This window comes from Anaerococcus sp. C0059F3 (genome assembly GCF_056590475.1).
The window spans coordinates 64,427-82,928 of the sequence record NZ_JBWPWE010000006.1 but is presented as its reverse complement, the minus strand read 5'-3'; the positions used below and the strand labels follow the sequence as shown (position 1 = coordinate 82,928).

The window sequence follows — 18,502 nt, the reverse complement described above, 5'->3', positions numbered from 1 at the left end:
TTCTTTCTCTATGGAGAAATATTTCTCCTCTTATGCTAAAGACTTATCGTATTCGATATTCTTTCTTACGTATGGTTTTCTAATAACCATGTAGATGAAGAATATTAGAGCTACTATTCCAAGTACTGTGCCTATTCCAAATTTACCATAAGCAAAGAAGCTTGCTAGTTGGTAGAAGATGAAGCTTACTATATAGGCAAAGCCCATTTGATAAGCAATAGTGATTGCTGTCCACTTATTGTCATCCATTTCTGTCTTGATAGCACCTACTGCTGCAAAACATGGCATGCAAAGCATGTTAAATAGTAAGAATGAATAACCTGCAACTGGTGTTCCTATTGCAGCGCCGAAAGCTTGAAGCAATTCTGGTGTATCTTCTGCAACATCACTACCAAGGCCTAAAACAACGCCCATTGTAGAAACTACGTTCTCTTTTGCAACGAATCCTGAAATTGTTGCAACTGTAGATTGCCAGCTTCCAAATCCTATTGGCCTAAAGATAACACCGATTACAGAACCTAATACAGCTATGATTGATCCTTCTGAGTTTTCTTCAATCAATTGTAATCTGAAGTTAAAGTTTGTTAAGAACCAAATTATGATAGATGATAGGAAGATTATTGTTCCTGCTCTCTTAACATAGGCCTTAGACTTGTTATAAACGTCAGTTAAAACTGATTTTACTCTTGGTGCGTGGTATGGAGGAAGCTCCATGATAAATGGTGCTGGTTCATCAGCAAGTTGTTTAAATTTCTTTAAGATAATACCAGAAAATACAATTGAAGCTATACCAATCGCATAGAATGAGAATGATACTAAGGCTCGATGTTCTGGGAAAAATGCACCTACGATTAGGGCAATTACTGGTAATTTTGCTGAACAAGGCATGAAAGTAGCTGTCATGATTGTAATCTTTCTATCTCTTTCATTTTCGATTGTTCTTGATGCTTGGACACCTGGTACACCACATCCTGTTGCAACCATGGCTGGGATGAATGATTTACCTGATAGACCAAATCTTCTGAAAAGTCTGTCCATGATGAAGGCAACCCTTGCCATATAACCTATATCTTCAAGTATTGATAATAGAGCAAATAGAACCATCATTTGTGGTAAGAATCCAAGTACTGCTCCCACACCTGCAAGTGCACCGTCAGTAACTAATGATTGGAGAACTGGGTTTATATTAGCTCCTTCCATCCAAGCACCAACTGCTGGTGTAAGTGTATCTTCAAAGAAGCCGTTAACTGCATCAGTACCCATAGTTCCTGGTGAATGTTCATAAACTGCACCGAAAAATACCAAAAACATTACAAGGGCAAAGATTGGTAGACCTAAGATTCTACTAGTTACAATCTTATCAACCTTATCTGTTATAGATGGTTTTACAGGAGCCTTCACTAGAACCTTCTCAGAAAGTTCAGCTAAATTCTCATACCTACCTGTAGTAATGATTGACTCGCAATCATCGTCTTCTTTTGCTTCAAAATCGTATCTAATTTTTTCGATTTTTGCTAAAATATCACTAGGAATTGTGATGTGGTTCATTGATTCATCATCATTTTCAAAAGCCTTTATTGCATAATACCTAGAAAAATCTTGGCCAACTATTGGTTTTAAGTCTTCTGAAATTGCTCCTAAAGCTTCTTCAAGTTCATCATCGAAAACCATAGTATTTGGTTTTTCTCCGCCCTTTACAAGCTCTAAGACTTTTTTGATTAATTCGTCAATACCTTTTTCCCTAGCTGCTATAGTTTCGACTATAGGCGCATTTATTTCCTTAGATAAAGCATCAACATCAATTTGATCTCCCTTGCTTCTAACTATATCCATCATGTTTAGGGATATAAGCATTGGAATACCAAGCTCTGATAATTGGCTTGTAAGGTATAGGTTTCTTACCAAGTTTGATCCGTCAACTAGGTTGATGATTAAATCTGGTTTTTCGTTAAGGAGGTATTCCCTAGAAACAACTTCTTCCATAGTATATGGAGATAGGGAATAAATTCCTGGTAAGTCTTCAATAATAATGTCTTTGTGGCCTTTTAAAAGACCTTCCTTTTTATCTACGGTAACACCTGGCCAGTTACCTACCCTTTGATTTGAGCCTGTTAGGGCGTTGAAAAGGGTGGTTTTCCCTGAGTTAGGGTTACCTGCTAAAGCTACTCTAAATGTCATATCTTTTCCACACTTATATTCTTTGCGTCATCTTTTCTGATGCTTAGTTCGTATCCTCTTAAATTAATTTGTATAGGGTCTCCTAAAGGAGCTACTTTTCTAATATAGATTTCAGTATTTTTTGTAATACCCATATCCATAATTCTCCTCTTGGTAGGGCCATCTCCGCCCACCTTGGTTACCCTAACAGTGCTTTTTATAGGCACTTCATTCAAAAAACTCATTATTGAACCTCTCTAACTATAATTTTTTTTGCCAAATCTTTGTTTAGAGCGAACCTATTATCATCAATAGAAAATATGTAATTAACTCCGTCAAAGCTTTGTACCTTAATTTGTCGTCCCTTGCCAAAACCTAGGTTTTGCAAGTGTTTGATGACTTTATCGTCACCTTTTATTTTGATGACCTCGACTAAGTCACCAATACTACATAATGTGATAGGCATAAAATCTCCTTTCCACACATATATATGTAAATCGAGTCAAAACCTCTCTTTATAGCTATATGATATCATAGGGGATAATGAATATCAATACTATTTGATAATAATTATTGTTATATTTTGGCAATCTCTTTTCATATACTGCTGGAAAGCGTTCTATAATATAATTATTTTAATTTTTTAAACAATTTTTGATATAATATTGGTAGCAAGCACTCAAAAAAAGGAGGGAAATATGTATTTTTTTGTAAATGATTATAACTCAATATGCTATCCTCAAATCCTCGATGCCCTAAAAGAAGCCATAGACGAAAAAAATCCTGGATACGGGACAGATCCCCATAGCGAAAATGCCAGAAAACTCATAAAAAAAGCCCTAGGAGATGAAAATGTAGACATTTACTTACTCCCAGGAGGTACAGGAGCAAATATAATTGGGGCTGCAGCTGGCATGCGCCAACAAGATTCAATCCTTTCCGCCAATACAGGCCACATTGAGGGTCACGAAGCAGGATCTATCGAAGCGACTGGCCTTAAAATCGAACTAATCGACACAGAAGACGGCAAACTTTCCAGAGAGTCCATAGAAAATTGCCATAAAAAATTCACAACCGAATACATGACAGTTCCTAAAAAGGTCTACATTTCAAACACCACAGAAGTAGGCACTCTCTATAAGAAAAAAGACCTCGAAGAAATCTGCGCCTATTGCAAGGCAAATGACCTCTATCTTTTCATAGACGGGGCAAGAATGGCAGCCGCCCTCGCATCAGAAAAATGCGACTACGGCCTAAAAGATTTGACCAAGCTTTGTGACATCTTTTATCTTGGCGGGACCAAGGCAGGCCTCTTATTTGGCGAAGCCCTAGTGGTAGTAAATGACGAATTAAAAAAAGATATGAATAACCTCATCAAACAAAAAGGAACCATGCTCGCCAAAGGCTTCATTTCTGGAATTATGTGGGAGACAGTCTTTAAAGACCAAGACTTTTACCTAAAAGGATCCAAAAAAGCCTACCAAATGGCAAAAATTTTAGCGGATGGCCTTGATGAAAAAGGCTACGACCTGGCCTATCCTTTCGAATCCAACCAAATTTTTGTAATTTTGGATGACAACCAACTTGAAAAATGGCAAAAAATCGCACAATTTGAAATAACCGGAGAAAAAGAAGACAAAAAAATTATAAGACTTGTAACTACTTTCAGAACAAAAGAAGAGGAAATCAAGGGATTTTTGGAAGAAATTTAGCTTTATAATATATAATAAGCCCTTCCTTTGTAAAGATAAAATTTATAGAAATAAAAAAACGGTAATAATGACCTAAAAACCAAAATCCGGGATGCGGATGGAGGAATTCAGGTCAAAAATACCGTTTTTTGTTTATTCTTATTTATTTACTATTAGAAAATAGGCAAAGACCACTACTGCAAGGATTATCCTGTAGATTCCAAATGGGATGAAGTCGTGTTTTTTGACGTAGGCTAGGAATTTCTTGATTACTACAAAGGCTACTATAAAGGATAGGACCATGCCGATTAGGATTAAGAACCATTGGTTTCCCGAAAATCCTCCTAGGTTTTTGACGAGTTTTAAAAGTGTCGCTCCTAGCATGGTTGGGATGGCTAGGAAGAAGGAAAATTCTGCAGCGGCAGGCCTAGATAAGCCTAGGACCATGGCGCCGATGATTGTGGCGGCTGATCTTGATGTGCCTGGAACCATGGCCAAGCATTGGAAAAATCCTATCATCAATATTGTTGTGTATGGGACGTCTGCCAAAGATTCGTATTTGATATTTTTATTTCTCTTTTCAACGAAAATTATTATTAGACCCCAGACAAGGAGCATGGCTGCTACGGTCATTGGATTAAAAAGGTATTGGTCAATCAAATCGTCAAATAAGAGGCCTAGGACCATGGCTGGAAGGACTCCTACAATGACTTTTAGCCACAAGTTAATGGTTTTCTTATCTGGGTGGCTTAGGATAAAATATGCCTTTGACTGACGGTTTAATTCTTCGTAATTTTTTGGAAGTCTAATCTTTGATTTTGTCCAAGGGTTGAGCCTTTCAAAGTAAAGGACAACTACAGATAGGATGGCTCCTAGCTGGATGATTACGTTAAAGGCGTTTGAAAAGCCTTCTGGTTCGAGTTTTACAAATTGGTTTACAAGGATAAGGTGGCCTGTTGATGAAACGGGCAAAAATTCTGTAACCCCTTCTACTATAGAAAGGATTAGTACCTTGATTAGGTCTATTATCATTTAAATTCCTCCATGAATGAGTGTTTTTCGCCCTTTATTTGGTAGGCTAGGACCATGTCGCAGTTGACATTTTCTGATGATCTTAGGATAGACATTTCCACATTTGGATTATCCTTCCTAATGTCTGCTATAAGTTCTTTAACCTTTTTTCTGGTGTGGGATTCGCTTGATTTGGTGACTGTACAGGCACAATCGAGGGCCCTTAATTCCGCAAAGTCCCTCCACCTGATGATGTCATCTTCCCTCAGGTAATAAAGAGGTCTGATTAAGAGCATGTCATCAAAATTTTGGGCGGTAAGTTTTGGCTTCATAGTCTTGTAATTGCCCGCATAGAGGACGTTGATCATGATAGTTTCGATTACGTCGTTTAGGTGGTGGCCAAGGGCTAATTTGTTACAACCAAGTTCCTTTGCCTTGGCATAGAGAAAGCCCCTCCTCATCCTCGCGCAAAGATAGCAAGGATTGCCCCCATCGGCCAAGGTCTCTGAAATATCAAAGACTCTAGAGTCGTAAATCTTGGCTGGGATTTTAAGATAGGCGAGATTTTCTTTTAGTAAATTCAAATTTTCTTCGTCGTAGCCAGGGTTCATGCATAGGTATTCTACGTCAAATTTGACCGGTGAATGTTTGTGAAGTTCCTCGATAAGTTTGGCTAAGATTAGTGAATCCTTGCCACCAGATATGGCAACTCCTACCTTATCACCTTCTTCGATTAAATTAAATTCCTTGACCGCTTTGATAAAGGGCGACCAAAGCTCTTTTCTATATTTTTTTATAAGTGATTTTTCAATTTCTTTTATGTCTGTCATAGTATTATTTTCCTTGATGGTTCGTATCTTTTGGACACTTCAAGCGATATATCCTTGTCGGTGTCAAGGCCTAGGCCTTTGAGATAGGTCTCGACTGTGATTTTGGATAATTCTTCGGTGTTGTTTGTGGTTGACAAATGGGAAAGAAAAACAGCTTCTCCCCTGCCTTCTAGGGCATCACCTAGGATTTCTGCGGCCTGGTCGTTTGACAAATGGCCCATCTTGCCCATGACCCTGAGTTTTAAATTGTAGGGATAAGGTCCAATTTTTAGGGCCTCAAGGTCGTGGTTGGCCTCTAGGTAATAAATATCAGACCCCTTGATTTGGTAGGCAATCTTATCGTCAATCACACCTGTATCTGTGAGCAGTGTAATTTTTTTGTTGCCTAAGTAAAGTATAAAACCTACCGGCTCGTTGGCGTCATGGTAGGTTGAAATCGGATAAATATCCATGGATTTAAAATTTAAAAACTCGTTGGACTTAAATTCTCCTATGAGCTCTTCCTTGAAATTCTTGGTCTTTGGAAGGATAGCCTTCCATGTCCCCCTGTTGGCATAAAGTGGGATTTTAAACCTCTTGGCAAGAACTGCCGCACCCTTGGCATGGTCGGCGTGCTCGTGGGTTAGGAAAATTCCGTCAAGTCTTGTTGCCGATTCGCCAACACTTTCGAGGAGTCTTTCGATTTGCCTGCCAGAAAAGCCAGCATCAACCAAAATTTTTGTCCCGTCATGTTCGATAAAAACTGAATTTCCAGAAGATCCTGACGATAAAACTACAAATTTAGTCATTAAAATATTCTCTCAAAAATTCTGCAATGGCAGGTGTGTCGTTGGTGCCGATTACGAAATCTGCGGCTTTTTTTGTAACTTCGCCAGCATTGCCCATAGCAACTCCGACTCCCACAGCCTTTAAGGATTTGACATCATTTGCCCCGTCGCCAAAATACATAATCTCATCCATTTTGATCTCAAGCATATCCGCAAATTCCGCTAGGGTTTCAGACTTACCAGCATCTTTGTTTAAGACTTCAATGATGGTTGGGTCATTTCTCATATACTTATAGTCTTCTTTGAAGTCATCCTTGTGTCTTTTTTCAAATTCATCAAGGGTTTTAATGTCACTTTCAAAACAAACCCTGGCCAAGTCGTCGTGGATGTCTTCCATGTTCTCATACCTAAGCCAAGGCATCCTCATCTTATACTTATCTATTAGGAAATATTTATTTGGCTTTCTTGCCTTGTTATAGAGGATGTCCCTAGTGTGGATAGTGACGTCAATCTTGTCGTCATCAAGCTTGGCAGCTATTTGCTGTGCTTGGTCTGGTGATAAAGTCTTTTTGATAAGGGCCTTGCCTGTGGCGTTTTGCCTGACAAAGGCACCTGTGCAGGTGATTGAATAATCATCAAAGTCCATAAGGCCCAGCTCTTCCCTTATCCAGTAAAAACCGTTAAAGGTCCTTCCTGTGCAAAGGACGATTTGGATTCCCTTTTTCTTTAAATCTTTAATTATTTCTTTGGTTTCTTCAAGGACTCTGAGATCCTCGGTAATAATTGTTCCGTCTATGTCAAATGCTATTAATTTTATATCTTTTTTCATTAAATCCACTTTCTTTTTCTTCTCTCAAACTCCTATTATTTTACTAGTTTTAGGCCTATATTCAATTTAAAAAGGGACATAAAAACCACCCCAAGTTTGGGGTGGTCTGATATTTGAACATCGATATTTTACATAGTCTCGGCTTTATAAGATTTCTCCTCCCTCCGGTCGTCGAAAGGGCGCTGGGGGGTGACGAAATGTGTCAGGAAATTTCAACCGAACATTTCCCTTCTTGTTTTAAAAGTTTTGTCTACTTGATTTCAGCCTTTACAGCTTTTGCTACTGCATCTGCAACGCCTTCTTCGAAAGCACCTGGAATTACGTAGTCGGCTGATAGTTTTTCTTCGCTTACAAGATTTGCAAGAGCCTTTGCTGCGGCAAGTTTCATGGAGTCTGTGATTTCTTCTGCGTGGGCATCTAGAGCACCTCTGAAAATACCTGGGAAGGCTAGGACGTTGTTGATTTGGTTAGGGAAATCTGACCTACCTGTGGCAACAACCGCAGCACCTGCTTCCTTGGCGAGGGCTGGATCGATTTCAGGCACTGGATTTGCCATGGCAAAGACAATTGGATCAGCCGCCATATTTTTTATGTCAGCCTCGTCAATAACACCTGGGGCAGAAACTCCAACAAAAACATCGCATCCCTTGATGGCTTCTTTGAGGCTGCCAACAAGGTTGTCTTTGTTGGTTATCTTTGCAAGCTCGGCCTTAACAGGGTTTGAGCCTTCAAGGTGGGTTTTGTTGATTGTGCCTTTTGAATCACAGGCGATGATATTTTTAACTCCTAAATCTAGAAGAAGTTTGGTGATAGAATAGCCTGCCGCACCTGCTCCAGAAATTATTACTTTGATGTCACTTACCTTTTTATTTACAATCTTTAGGGCATTTATCAAAGCTGCCACAGTTACAATGGCTGTGCCGTGTTGGTCGTCGTGGAAGACTGGAATATCAAGGATTTCCTTGAGTTTGTTTTCTATATAAACGCACCTTGGTGAAGAAATGTCTTCGAGATTGATCCCTCCAAAACCTGGGGCAATATTTTTAACTGTCTCTATGATTTGGTCGGCATCTTGGGTGTCAAGAACGATTGGTACTGCATTTACATCGCCAAATTCCTTAAAAAGTACAGCCTTACCCTCCATAACTGGCATGGCTGCCTTTGGTCCGATATTGCCAAGGCCAAGAACAGCTGAACCGTCAGAAACAACTGCGATTGTGTTTGCCTTTGAGGTGTAGACATAGGCCTTGGCTTCATCTTCGTGGATTTTCCTGCAAGGCTCTGCCACGCCTGGTGTGTAGGCGTAGGTTAGGTCTTCTGCATTTAAGACCTTTGCCTTAACCTCTGTTGCAACCTTGCCCTGCCATTCTTCATGTTTTTTGAGTGCTATTTGATAAACGTCCATAAGATTTCCTCCCTATCTATAAAATCCTTTTCTTCCCTAATTATAACATAGATTTGTGAAAAATTATATGAAATATTTAACAAGACGAATAATTCCTGGTAGGAAATGAATTATTGAATAAAAAGTCCTCCCTGCTTTACACGCAAGGAGGAAATTAGAATTTTATTTAAATATAAACATGGAAACTAGAGAAAAGATAAGGATGGCAAAGGTTATAATTAATATAAACTTTCCCAAAGGCCTACCTATATTAATTGTATAGCCAACTCCCACTCTTTTTGGCACAAAAATTGCTGGATCATCGGGATTATTATAAAAACCAGCTCCCAAAATCCAATACTTGTCATCTTCTTCAAAGGAAAAATCTTCCATCTTATCAAGTCTTGAACCGTCAGTGCCGACCTTGATTCCAAGGTAAATCACACCACCGATTGATAATATTATTGTAAGACCAGTTAAGATATACAAAGGTAGGCTAATATTTTTTAGGGCTAGGAAATTAACTCCGATTTCAAAAAGCAAGGTCATTACAAAGGCATTTAGACCTAAGTAATAGGTCCAAGCTTTCTTGGCTTTTCTATTATTAGCAAGAGATTTTTCTGGATTTTCCTTTGAGATTCTTGGTCTCACCTTGATAACCATAAGGTTTATAAAATAAAACATCAAAAGCATTGCGGCACTTATTAGGCTTGGATAAAAGACATTGAGGTAGGTTTTATCCCTCATATCTGTAACATTTCCTTCAAAATCAGTGTGCATAATGATTTTATCGGCAATTTTATCGTAGTTTATAAACAAAAATAAGCTTACTCCTATTATTAATAAAAGAGATGCTCCGTAGGCAATGGCCATTATTTTCCTTAAGTCTGCCTTGCCTTCATTGTTGTCGATAGCGATGATTTTCCTCTTGTCTTGGCTTAGCCCCTGTGTCATATTTTTGAGATTTTTATTATAAATTATTAGAGGTACAGACAAAAGGGCAATACTTATAAAAAAGATGAGTGTAATTATGCCAACTGACTCTGTAAGGTAGGAGGCAAAATACTGGACAAGACCAAGAAAAATTGTCAAAGTCAGAGTCATTATCTTATAATCTATCAGAATTTGCTTCATTGTTTCTGTCTCTCCTACATCTTTTGGGACAGAAACTCCAAGTGTGTAGCCTTTTTTAGAAAAAGTCTGGACAAAGACCTGAATTATACCAACCATTACAAGGACAAATGTATAATTTATTGCTATAAATCTTGCTTCAGTCATTTTTATTCTCCCATTTTTTATTAATATTAGATATAAATTCTTCCTCGCTAAGGCCCTTTAGCCTGGCAATAGCAATTAAAAGGTCAAGCTCTGATGCCATTTCCTCACTGTCAAAATCTTTCATAGGATGATTTTCCCCACTAACCAAACTTCCAAACCTACGATCCATGGTTAAGACACCGTCGGCCTCCAAAAGCTTGTAGGCCTTGTTTACAGTGTGGAGATTAATCCCAATATTTTCCGCCATCTCCCTTACAGAAGGTAGTTTGTCACCTGGCTTTATTTGGCCCTTGGATAGACCTATAATTATCCCCCTTCTGATTTGCTCATAGATAGGCAAGTCAGATTTAAAATCAATTTCTAAAAACATGAGTCCTCCTTTGTCCTATATGTTATATATATTATATAACAATACTAGCAAGATGTAAATAGTTTTTTTAAAATTTTTTTATTTTTATAAAAATCGGATTACCTGACAAAGTTTAAAGGACTTTGTTAAAAAATTATGCGTTTTCTTGTTTCTGGGTTATAATATTGACGAGGTGAAAATATGAAATTAGGAATAATCGGTGCAGGAGCTGTAGGCTTTGCAGTTGGCTACACAGCAGCAAGAATGGGAATAGCTTCTGACATAAAATACAATGATATAATCGAAGAAAGGGCCAAGGCCCAAGCCATGGATATTGAAGATGCGTCAAGCTTCTACCCACATTATGTAAAAATGAGCTGGGGAGCCTACAAGGACATGGCAGACAGGGACATAATCGTAACCGCCACAGGCAGTCTTGACGGCATCCGCGACAGACTTGAAGAATACGAAATGTTCAAAGACGCCACAGAAGCCTATGTTAAGGAAATCGTGGCAGCTGGTTTTGATGGCATCTTCATAGTTGTGGGCAATCCTTGCGATTTAATGGCAGATCTTGTCTACAGGGCAAGTGGATTTCCAAAAGAAAGAGTCATAGGATCTGGTACAGCACTTGATACAACAAGGCTAAACACCACCCTTTGCAAGCTTTTAGAAATCGACCCAGCAGATGTAAGGGGAGTTGTACTTGGCGAACATGGCGAAAGCCAATTTGTAGCCTGGTCAAATATCTTTATCAATAACCTTCAATTTGACGAATACCTAAAACAAAATCCAGCAAGCTTTTCAAGAGATGACGTTGAAAACCTCGTAAGGGAAAGGGCTTGGAGGGTAATAGATGGCAAGGGCCACACCCAGTGCGGCATTGGAAATACAGTATGTTCCATGATAGACGCCATAGTAAACGACAAGAAAAAAGTAATACTAGTAGCAACCCTAATGGAAGGCATGTACGGCCTTAATGACATCTACCTATCCACCCCATGCGTCCTAGGCAAAAACGGCATGGAAAAAGCCATCGAACTAAAATTAACAGAAGAAGAACTAGAAAGACTAAAACATTCCGAAAAAGTTTTGAAGGCTAATAGGGAGAAATATAAGTAAAGTCAAAATCTACTAATGTTGAAAATCCACAAATAGTGGGTATATTAATAATACCATGAAATCAATTACTTTACATGGACTACCAAAAAAAGACGAGGATTGGGCCTCGTCTTTTTTATTGGCTAGTTATCATCATTAATCTTGTCGTTTAGCCATTTATACAAGTAGTTACCAAGTACTTGTACTGCAACGTCAAGAATGAAATCAATTACTCTCCACATGAACTCACCTCCTCTCATGCTAATGAGAGCGATGATAACATAATTATTATACTCTTTTAATTCCTATAATTTAAAATAAAGACAAATTATAACATTAAAAAACCAGGAGTTAATCTCCTGGTTTTTTCTCTCGCTTCGCTCGACCACTCAGCCTCTGCACCAGTCCTACCAACCATTTGTTACACAAATGGGGTTAGGGCTTCGCGTGGAGGCCGCTCCTTCAGCCGCGGTGGCTATCGAGCTAAAGCTCGACTGCTCCGCAGGGGCCCTCTAAGCGCCTCTCTTCTTTCTCACTTCGCTGCGAACCATTCCATGGAGGGTGCTCTACGGGCCGCACGGGCCTGCCTCTTAATACATTGGCATTTGTGGTGCTGCCATTGGTGGTTCTTCTTTTGGGATGTCTGCTACTGCGGCTTCTGTTGTTAGGATCATTCCTGCTACGCTTACTGCGTTTTGTAGGGCTGATCTGGTTACTTTTGTTGGTTCTACGATTCCTGCTTCGAACATGTTTACGAATTTATTTTCGTAGGCGTCGTAGCCTTCTTCTTTGTCGCTATTTTTAACCTTTTCTACTATTACAGATCCGTCAAGTCCTGCGTTTTCTACTATTTGTCTTAGTGGGGCTTCTAGGGCTCTTTCTATGATTAGGGCACCTGTCTTTTCGTCGCCTATTAGACTTTCTCTAAGTTCTTCTACCTTATCAATTGCTCCTACTAGGACTACTCCACCACCTGCTACAATTCCCTCTTCAACAGCCGCTCTGGTTGCTGATAGGGCGTCTTCAATTCTGTATTTTTTCTCTTGCATTTCTGTTTCTGTGGCTGCACCTACATTTATTACTGCAACACCACCTGCAAGTTTAGCAAGTCTTTCTTGAAGTTTTTCTTTTTCGTATTCGCTTTCTTCTTTGCCTGCTTGGTTTCTTATATTTTCAACTCTTTCAGCTAGGGCAGCCTTGTCGCCTTTGCCTTCTACGATTGTTGTATTATCTTTGTCTACTTTGACTTTTTTAGCAGATCCAAGCATGTCAATTGTAGCTTCCTTTAGGTCCATTCCTAGGTCTTCACTCACTACCTTGCCGCCTGTAAGGATGGCTATATCTTCAAGCATGGCCTTTCTTCTGTCGCCATAGCCTGGTGCTTTTACTGCTACTACGTTGAAGGTTCCTCTTAATTTGTTTAAGATAAGTGTTGTGAGGGCTTCGCCGTCTACATCGTCAGCTATGATTAGAAGTGGTCTTGATTCTTGAACGATTTGTTCTAGTAGTGGTAGGATTTCTTGGATGTTTGAAATCTTCTTATCTGTTAATAGAATGTATGGGTCTTCAAGTTCTGCTATCATCTTTTCATTGTCTGTTGCCATGTATGGTGATAGGTAGCCCTTGTCAAATTGCATACCTTCTACAAGATCAAGGTAAGTGTCAGTTGTCTTTGATTCTTCAACTGTAATTACTCCGTCGTTGCCAACTTTTTCCATAGCGTCAGCGATTAGCTTGCCTATGTTGTGATCTTGGGAAGAAATTGTTCCTACGTTTTCGATCGCTTGCTTGTCTTCAACTTCTTTTGAGTTTTCCTTGATATATTCAACTACAGTGTCTGTTGCTTTTTTAAGTCCCTTGTTTAAAACAATTGGGTTTGCACCTGCTGCAAGGTTCTTTAGGCCTTCCTTGATGATTGAGTGAGCGAGGACTGTAGCTGTTGTTGTACCGTCACCTGCTACGTCATTTGTTTTGGTTGCAACTTCTTTTACAAGTTGGGCTCCCATATTTTCAAATCTGTCTTCAAGTTCAATTTCACTTGCTATTGTAACACCGTCGTTTGTGATGGTTGGTGCACCGTAAGCCTTGTCAAGAACTACATTTCTGCCCTTTGGTCCAAGGGTTACCCTTACTGCATTTGCAAGTTTATCTATACCTCTTTCGAGACCGTCTCTAGCATCTGTACCGAATTTAATATCTTTTGCCATTTTTTCCTCCTTAACCTTCTACTACTGCCAAGATGTCGTTGTATTTAACTACGATAAATTCATCACCGTCAAGTTTAACATCTGTGCCAGCGTATTGTGAATAAATAACCTTATCGCCAACTTTTAGGTTGTCTTTTTTCTTTTCGTCATTTTCTATATCAGCGCTGATTGCAACTACTTCTGCGTATTGTGGTTTTTCTTGAGCGCTTTCTGGAAGGACAATTCCAGAAGCTGTAGTTTTTTCTGCTTCAGCTTTTTTTATAACAATTCTATCTCCGATTGGTTTTAAGTTCATATTATTTCCTCCTGTGAAAATAAAATAATGATAGCTTTTGTTAGCACTCATACTCTTTGACTGCTAACTCCTAGTTATAGTATACTAATAGGATTTATTTTTTCAAGAGTATTTTCGCTTAAGTCTTATTTATCCATGTAAAAGGCTAGTCTTTCAACTAATTTCACCACGTCTTTTTTATTTGTTGCGCAAAGGGCAATCCTTATTCCCTTGGCGGATGGGATGGTGAAGATATTTTCTTTTTCAAGTTTTTCTGTAATCTCAAAGGCTCTGGCACTTGGAACAAAAGCGAAGAACCCACCAAAATATGGGATAATATTAATCTTGTGATCAGCCGCTTCTTTTACAAATACATCTGCCCTTTCCTTAAGCATGGCCTTTAAAGATGCGAGTTCCTTGTCGTATTCTCCCTTGTTTTCATCCTTAGCAAGTTCAACTAAGATTAGCTGGGGAGCGTGGACCCCGTTTGACCAATTACACCTAGCAGATGCAGCCATGGCATCCTTAAAGTCTTCAATTTCCTCTTTAGAACTTGAAATCCCAACCACAGCTCCACTTCTTAGACCATAGGCTGTGTATGCCTTGGACATAGAAAAGGCTACTAAGACCATGAGATTTTCAGGAAGTCCCTCAAATTTCTTGAAGAATTTTTTCTGTTCTCCATCACCTGCAAATTCAATATAGGCCACATCTATGATTAGGGTGATTTTTTTGCCTTTTTCTACAGCTTCCTTAGAAATTTTTATGACCTCATCCCATTCCTCATCAGAAAGCGAATAGCCAGTTGGGTTATTGCCTGGAGAATTAATAATAGATACCATTCTATCGTGGTCTTTTAGGGCCTCATCTTGGCAAGCTTTGTAGGAAGCCAGGTCAAATTTAAAGTCTTTGGTGAAGAAATTGTAGGTCCTAAAATCCCTATCAAATTCAATGCACATTTTTTGGTAAGGCTGCCAAAAATAATCGTGGCAAATAACAGGATCTCCTATGTCTGCATAGGAAAAAATCCCATTTCTGATTGCCCCTGTCCCACCTGGTGTGGAAACTACTTCCATATAGGCAGCTGGTCTATTATCTTCAAAAAGAAGGTCGAGGACAGTTTCCCTAAAGGCTTTTTCCCCTTCGATTGGGGCATAGGATGCGATTAATCCCCTATCCATGGTCTCAAGCCTTTTATAAAAAGAATCAAGGGCTATAATATTTCCCTCATCGTCGGCTAAGGTTCCTAAAACAGCATTTATTACGTTTTCTTTGCCAAACTTCGCTTGGGCAGCTTTAACCTTGGCATTTATTGAAAAAGCGAGATCCGGACCAGAATTTCCGCTTTTTTTGATAGTCATTGTCATACTTTTCTCCTTTACTAGGTTTTATATTATTATACCGAATTTTTTTCTTATGACTTGGGTTTTCCCCTGCAAATTGGGTAAGAATTTAAAAAAGAAGGAGATTTTATGACTAAATATAATAAAGAAGATTTAAAGAAAAAATTAAGTGATATCCAATACAAAGTGACTCAGGAAAGCGGGACAGAAATGCCATTTTCATCAGAATATGACGATTTTTATGAAGATGGGATTTATGTTGATATAGTCTCTGGCGAAGCACTTTTCTCTTCAAAAGATAAGTTCAATGCAGGTTGCGGTTGGCCTTCCTTTACCAAACCAATCGAGGGAACAGAACTTACCGAAAAAGACGACTTCAAACTTATGAGAAAAAGAATCGAGGTTAGAAGCAAAGAAGCCGACAGCCACTTAGGCCACGTCTTTCCAGACGGACCAAGGGAAGCAACAGGGCTTAGATATTGCATAAACGGCGCAGCTTTGAGATTTATCCCAAAAGATAAACTCGAAGAAGAAGGCTACGGCCAATACCTAAAAATTTTCAAATAGAAAAATGGGACAGTTGTCCCTTTTTTTATTAATTTTATTTCTTCTTTATAAGTGTAATTTAATAGTCGTTTTAACAAATAAAAACGATTGAAATTCACCCACATGAACATATAGTGCCTATATAAATGGAGGTCATATGAAAAATTTTTGGTCTTACAGTACAGAAGATATATTCAAAGAATTAAATACAAGCAAAAAAGGTATATCTAGCGAGGAAGCCGCAGAAAGAATTGAAAAATACGGCAAAAAATACACTTGGTGAAGAAAAGTCTTCATCAAAATTCATGGTCTTCTTAGGCCAATTTAAGAGTCCAATTACACTGATACTTATTTTTGCAGCAATCCTATCTATTTTCACAAAAGATTATTCTGATGGCTTTATTATTTTAATTATTATAATGATTTCATCACTTTTATGCTATATGAATGAAAGCCATGCCCAGGATGCGGTTAAAAAACTCCTATAGAGTGTAAGTGTAAAATCTACAGTCCTAAGGGATGGTAAGTTTCAAGAAATTGATAATTCAATGCTTGTCCTAGGAGATATAATCAAGGTCAGCACAGGCGACATGATACCGGCTGATTGTTTAATTATTGAAGCAAATTCCCTCGCAACTGACGAATCAAGCCTGACTGGGGAAACTTTTCCTGTTGAGAAAAACGTCAATATTTTAGACGCCGATACCAGCCTATCCCACAGGTCAAATTCACTTTGGATGGGCACCCATGTCATCAGCGGATCAGGCTTAGCTGTAATTGTAAATTTAGCAAAAAATTCAGAATTTGGAAAGATTACCGCATCCCTAAGCCAGAAGGATGAAGATACTGATTTTGAAAGGGGAATCAAAGACTTTGGCAACCTAATCCTCCACGTCACAATTATCTTGATTTGTTTAATATTTTTATTTAATATCATCTTAAACGAGTCATTTTTGGAATCCTTTATGTTTGCCTTGGCCCTTTCAGTTGGTCTTACTCCACAAATGCTACCGGCTATTATAAGTGTCAATTTTTCCAAAGGCGCAAAAAGAATGTCTGATAAGGGCGTAATTGTCAAAAAACTAAATTCTATAGAAAATTCTGGATCTATGACTATTATGTGCTCTGACAAAACCGGCACCATCACAACTGGCAAGGTCAAAGTCGACAAAGCCGTCGATTACCAAGGTCAAAAGTCCGATGATTTGATAAAGCTCGCTTCTATAAATTCATATTTTCAAGAAGGCTACAAAAATCCTATTGACGAAGCGATTTTACAGGCAATTACCCTTGACTTTTCCAATTACAAAAAACTTTTTGAAATTCCCTATTCCTTTGAAAACAAGCTTTTATCAATAGGTGTAGAGGAAAATTCCAATTCATCAAAGAAAAATATCATGGTCACCAAGGGTGCTTTTGAAAATATTTTGGCAGTTTCAAAGACCTATGAAAAATCAGACGGCAACCAGGGTCCTATCGAGGAAATAAAAGATTAAATAAGAGACCTTTTTGATAAATATTCTCTCCAAGGCTACAGGGTATTGGGACTTTCCTATAAGGTTTTAGACGATAGCGACAATATCAATGATCAAAAGGCATCCGATATGATTTTTAAGGGCCTCCTCCTCTTTATAGACCCGCTTAAAGATGACGTTAAAGATGTAATTTGTGAAATGGATAGACTTGGAGTTTCCCTAAAAATGATAACTGGTGATAATAAGGAAATTGCCAAAGATATTGGCAGCCAAATTGGCCTTAATCCCGATAAAATTTTATTAGGAAAAGACCTAAAATCCTACTCCATAAGCCAACTTAATAAAAAAGTCCTAGATGTGGATATTTTTGCAGAAATAAGCCCAAACCAAAAGGAAAAAATCATCAGGCCTACAAGGAGGCTGGTGAAATTGTTGGTTACATGGGAGATGGGATTAACGATGCGCCTGCAATCAAACAAGCAGATGTTGGTATATCAGTAAATACAGCTGCTGATACAGCCAAATATGCAGCGGCGATTGTGCTTTTGCAAAACAACTTAAATGTCTTGCTAGCCGGGATAAAAGAAGGAAGAAGGACTTTTATCAACACCCTAAAATACATCTTTATAGCCACTAGCGCAAATTTTGGCAATATGTTTTCAATGGCAGGTGCCAGCCTATTTTTGAAATTTTTGCCACTTTTGCCTAAGCAAATCCTCCTAACCAACCTATTTACAGACTTCCCATCCTTGCAAATTGCATCTGATTCTGTTGACAATACTTGGCTAGAAAAGCCAGTTAAATGGGATATGACATTTATCAAAAAATTTATGGTAATTTTTGGAATCACATCATCAGTATTCGACTACCTTACATTTTTTGTCTTGCTTTCAATATTTAAGGCCGACGAAAGACTTTTTCAAACTGGTTGGATGTTAGAATCAGTCATCTCTGCAATGATTGTAATGCTCATTGTGAGGACCGCTAGGCCAATTTTTGCTAGCAAGGTCAGCAAAAACCTAATCCTTGCAATAATATTTGTAAGCTTAGCCCTAATTGCAATCATCTACAGCCCAATAAATACTTATCTAGGTTTGAGAGCCTTACCAATTAAAGTCTTGGTTTCAATGTCTGCCATATCTTTAGCCTATGCTATAACAGCAGAAATATTAAAGAAAAAATTTTACAAAAACAATTCATTTTCTAGAAAATAAAAAAAGACGGGATTGACCCAAAGCCTAAATTTTAAGCTTGAGGTCC

The 18,502-nt window shown here is 38.5% G+C and carries 16 protein-coding genes and 1 pseudogene; 4 read left to right on the top strand and 13 right to left on the bottom strand.

All coding sequences use genetic code 11. The features are described from left to right. Window positions 1-30: 30 nt before the first annotated feature. Genes feoB through AC1EJ5_RS05250 form a run of 3 tightly spaced genes read right to left on the bottom strand, consistent with a single transcriptional unit; the run spans window position 31 to window position 2,623 of the window. Window positions 31-2,178: a ferrous iron transport protein B gene (gene feoB / locus AC1EJ5_RS05260; RefSeq protein ID WP_479814997.1), complete on the bottom strand. Its 2,148-nt coding sequence runs from the start codon at window positions 2,176-2,178 to the stop codon at window positions 31-33. Continuing rightward, window positions 2,175-2,402, bottom strand: a complete 228-nt coding sequence (locus tag AC1EJ5_RS05255) for a FeoA family protein (protein ID WP_209774890.1) — start codon at window positions 2,400-2,402, stop codon at window positions 2,175-2,177. The genes feoB and AC1EJ5_RS05255 overlap by 4 nt, the downstream gene beginning before the upstream one ends. Beyond that, entirely contained in the window at window positions 2,402-2,623 is a 222-nt protein-coding gene (locus AC1EJ5_RS05250) for a FeoA family protein (RefSeq protein ID WP_209774891.1), read from the bottom strand. The genes AC1EJ5_RS05255 and AC1EJ5_RS05250 overlap by 1 nt, the downstream gene beginning before the upstream one ends. 232 nt (window positions 2,624-2,855) lie before the next feature. Between AC1EJ5_RS05250 and AC1EJ5_RS05245 the strand changes: the two genes are divergently transcribed. Then, complete coding sequence (locus tag AC1EJ5_RS05245) at window positions 2,856-3,869, top strand: threonine aldolase family protein (protein WP_479814995.1); 1,014 nt, start codon at window positions 2,856-2,858, stop codon at window positions 3,867-3,869. A gap of 138 nt (window positions 3,870-4,007) precedes the next feature. Here AC1EJ5_RS05245 and AC1EJ5_RS05240 read toward each other — a convergent pair whose 3' ends face one another. The 7 genes from AC1EJ5_RS05240 to AC1EJ5_RS05210 all read right to left on the bottom strand — a co-directional run bounded on the left by AC1EJ5_RS05240 (window position 4,008) and on the right by AC1EJ5_RS05210 (window position 10,317). Then, window positions 4,008-4,880, bottom strand: a complete 873-nt coding sequence (locus AC1EJ5_RS05240; RefSeq protein ID WP_479814993.1) for an undecaprenyl-diphosphate phosphatase — start codon at window positions 4,878-4,880, stop codon at window positions 4,008-4,010. Next, complete coding sequence (locus tag AC1EJ5_RS05235) at window positions 4,877-5,689, bottom strand: tRNA 2-thiocytidine biosynthesis TtcA family protein (RefSeq protein ID WP_479814991.1); 813 nt, start codon at window positions 5,687-5,689, stop codon at window positions 4,877-4,879. The genes AC1EJ5_RS05240 and AC1EJ5_RS05235 overlap by 4 nt, the downstream gene beginning before the upstream one ends. Further along, window positions 5,686-6,477 carry an MBL fold metallo-hydrolase gene (locus tag AC1EJ5_RS05230; protein ID WP_223419188.1) on the bottom strand — a complete coding sequence of 264 codons (792 nt, stop codon included), beginning with the start codon at window positions 6,475-6,477 and terminating at the stop codon, window positions 5,686-5,688. The genes AC1EJ5_RS05235 and AC1EJ5_RS05230 overlap by 4 nt, the downstream gene beginning before the upstream one ends. Next, window positions 6,470-7,285, bottom strand: a complete 816-nt coding sequence (locus tag AC1EJ5_RS05225) for a Cof-type HAD-IIB family hydrolase (protein WP_479814989.1) — start codon at window positions 7,283-7,285, stop codon at window positions 6,470-6,472. The genes AC1EJ5_RS05230 and AC1EJ5_RS05225 overlap by 8 nt, the downstream gene beginning before the upstream one ends. Window positions 7,286-7,535: 250 nt before the next feature. Beyond that, on the bottom strand, window positions 7,536-8,690 hold the full coding sequence (locus AC1EJ5_RS05220; RefSeq protein ID WP_479814987.1) for an NAD(P)-dependent malic enzyme: 1,155 nt from the start codon (window positions 8,688-8,690) through the stop codon (window positions 7,536-7,538). A gap of 162 nt (window positions 8,691-8,852) precedes the next feature. Further along, window positions 8,853-9,947 carry a DUF1648 domain-containing protein gene (locus AC1EJ5_RS05215; RefSeq protein ID WP_479814985.1) on the bottom strand — a complete coding sequence of 365 codons (1,095 nt, stop codon included), beginning with the start codon at window positions 9,945-9,947 and terminating at the stop codon, window positions 8,853-8,855. Next, complete coding sequence (locus AC1EJ5_RS05210; protein WP_479814983.1) at window positions 9,940-10,317, bottom strand: GntR family transcriptional regulator; 378 nt, start codon at window positions 10,315-10,317, stop codon at window positions 9,940-9,942. Before AC1EJ5_RS05210 ends, AC1EJ5_RS05215 begins: the two co-directional genes overlap by 8 nt. 180 nt (window positions 10,318-10,497) lie before the next feature. Between AC1EJ5_RS05210 and AC1EJ5_RS05205 the strand changes: the two genes are divergently transcribed. Beyond that, complete coding sequence (locus AC1EJ5_RS05205; protein ID WP_479814981.1) at window positions 10,498-11,418, top strand: lactate/malate family dehydrogenase; 921 nt, start codon at window positions 10,498-10,500, stop codon at window positions 11,416-11,418. Window positions 11,419-11,987: 569 nt separating this feature from the next. On the opposite strand, the gene groL is transcribed toward AC1EJ5_RS05205, so the two are convergent. From groL to AC1EJ5_RS05190, 3 genes are all read right to left on the bottom strand, one after another. Then, window positions 11,988-13,604 (bottom strand): chaperonin GroEL, encoded by a 1,617-nt coding sequence (gene groL / locus AC1EJ5_RS05200; RefSeq protein WP_479814979.1) that lies wholly within the window; start codon window positions 13,602-13,604, stop codon window positions 11,988-11,990. Window positions 13,605-13,614: 10 nt separating this feature from the next. After that, the gene (locus AC1EJ5_RS05195; RefSeq protein WP_479814977.1) at window positions 13,615-13,899 is read right to left on the bottom strand and encodes a co-chaperone GroES; all 285 of its coding nucleotides are present in this window, start codon (window positions 13,897-13,899) and stop codon (window positions 13,615-13,617) included. A 125-nt stretch (window positions 13,900-14,024) separates the two neighbouring features. After that, window positions 14,025-15,245, bottom strand: a complete 1,221-nt coding sequence (locus tag AC1EJ5_RS05190; protein ID WP_479814975.1) for a pyridoxal phosphate-dependent aminotransferase — start codon at window positions 15,243-15,245, stop codon at window positions 14,025-14,027. A gap of 105 nt (window positions 15,246-15,350) precedes the next feature. Here AC1EJ5_RS05190 and msrB point away from each other — a divergent pair, with 105 nt between their 5' ends. Continuing rightward, window positions 15,351-15,788 (top strand): peptide-methionine (R)-S-oxide reductase MsrB, encoded by a 438-nt coding sequence (gene msrB / locus AC1EJ5_RS05185; RefSeq protein WP_479814973.1) that lies wholly within the window; start codon window positions 15,351-15,353, stop codon window positions 15,786-15,788. Window positions 15,789-15,924: 136 nt separating this feature from the next. Beyond that, window positions 15,925-18,456: pseudogene (gene mgtA / locus AC1EJ5_RS05180) on the top strand (magnesium-translocating P-type ATPase). The last annotated feature ends 46 nt before the right edge of the window (window positions 18,457-18,502 follow it).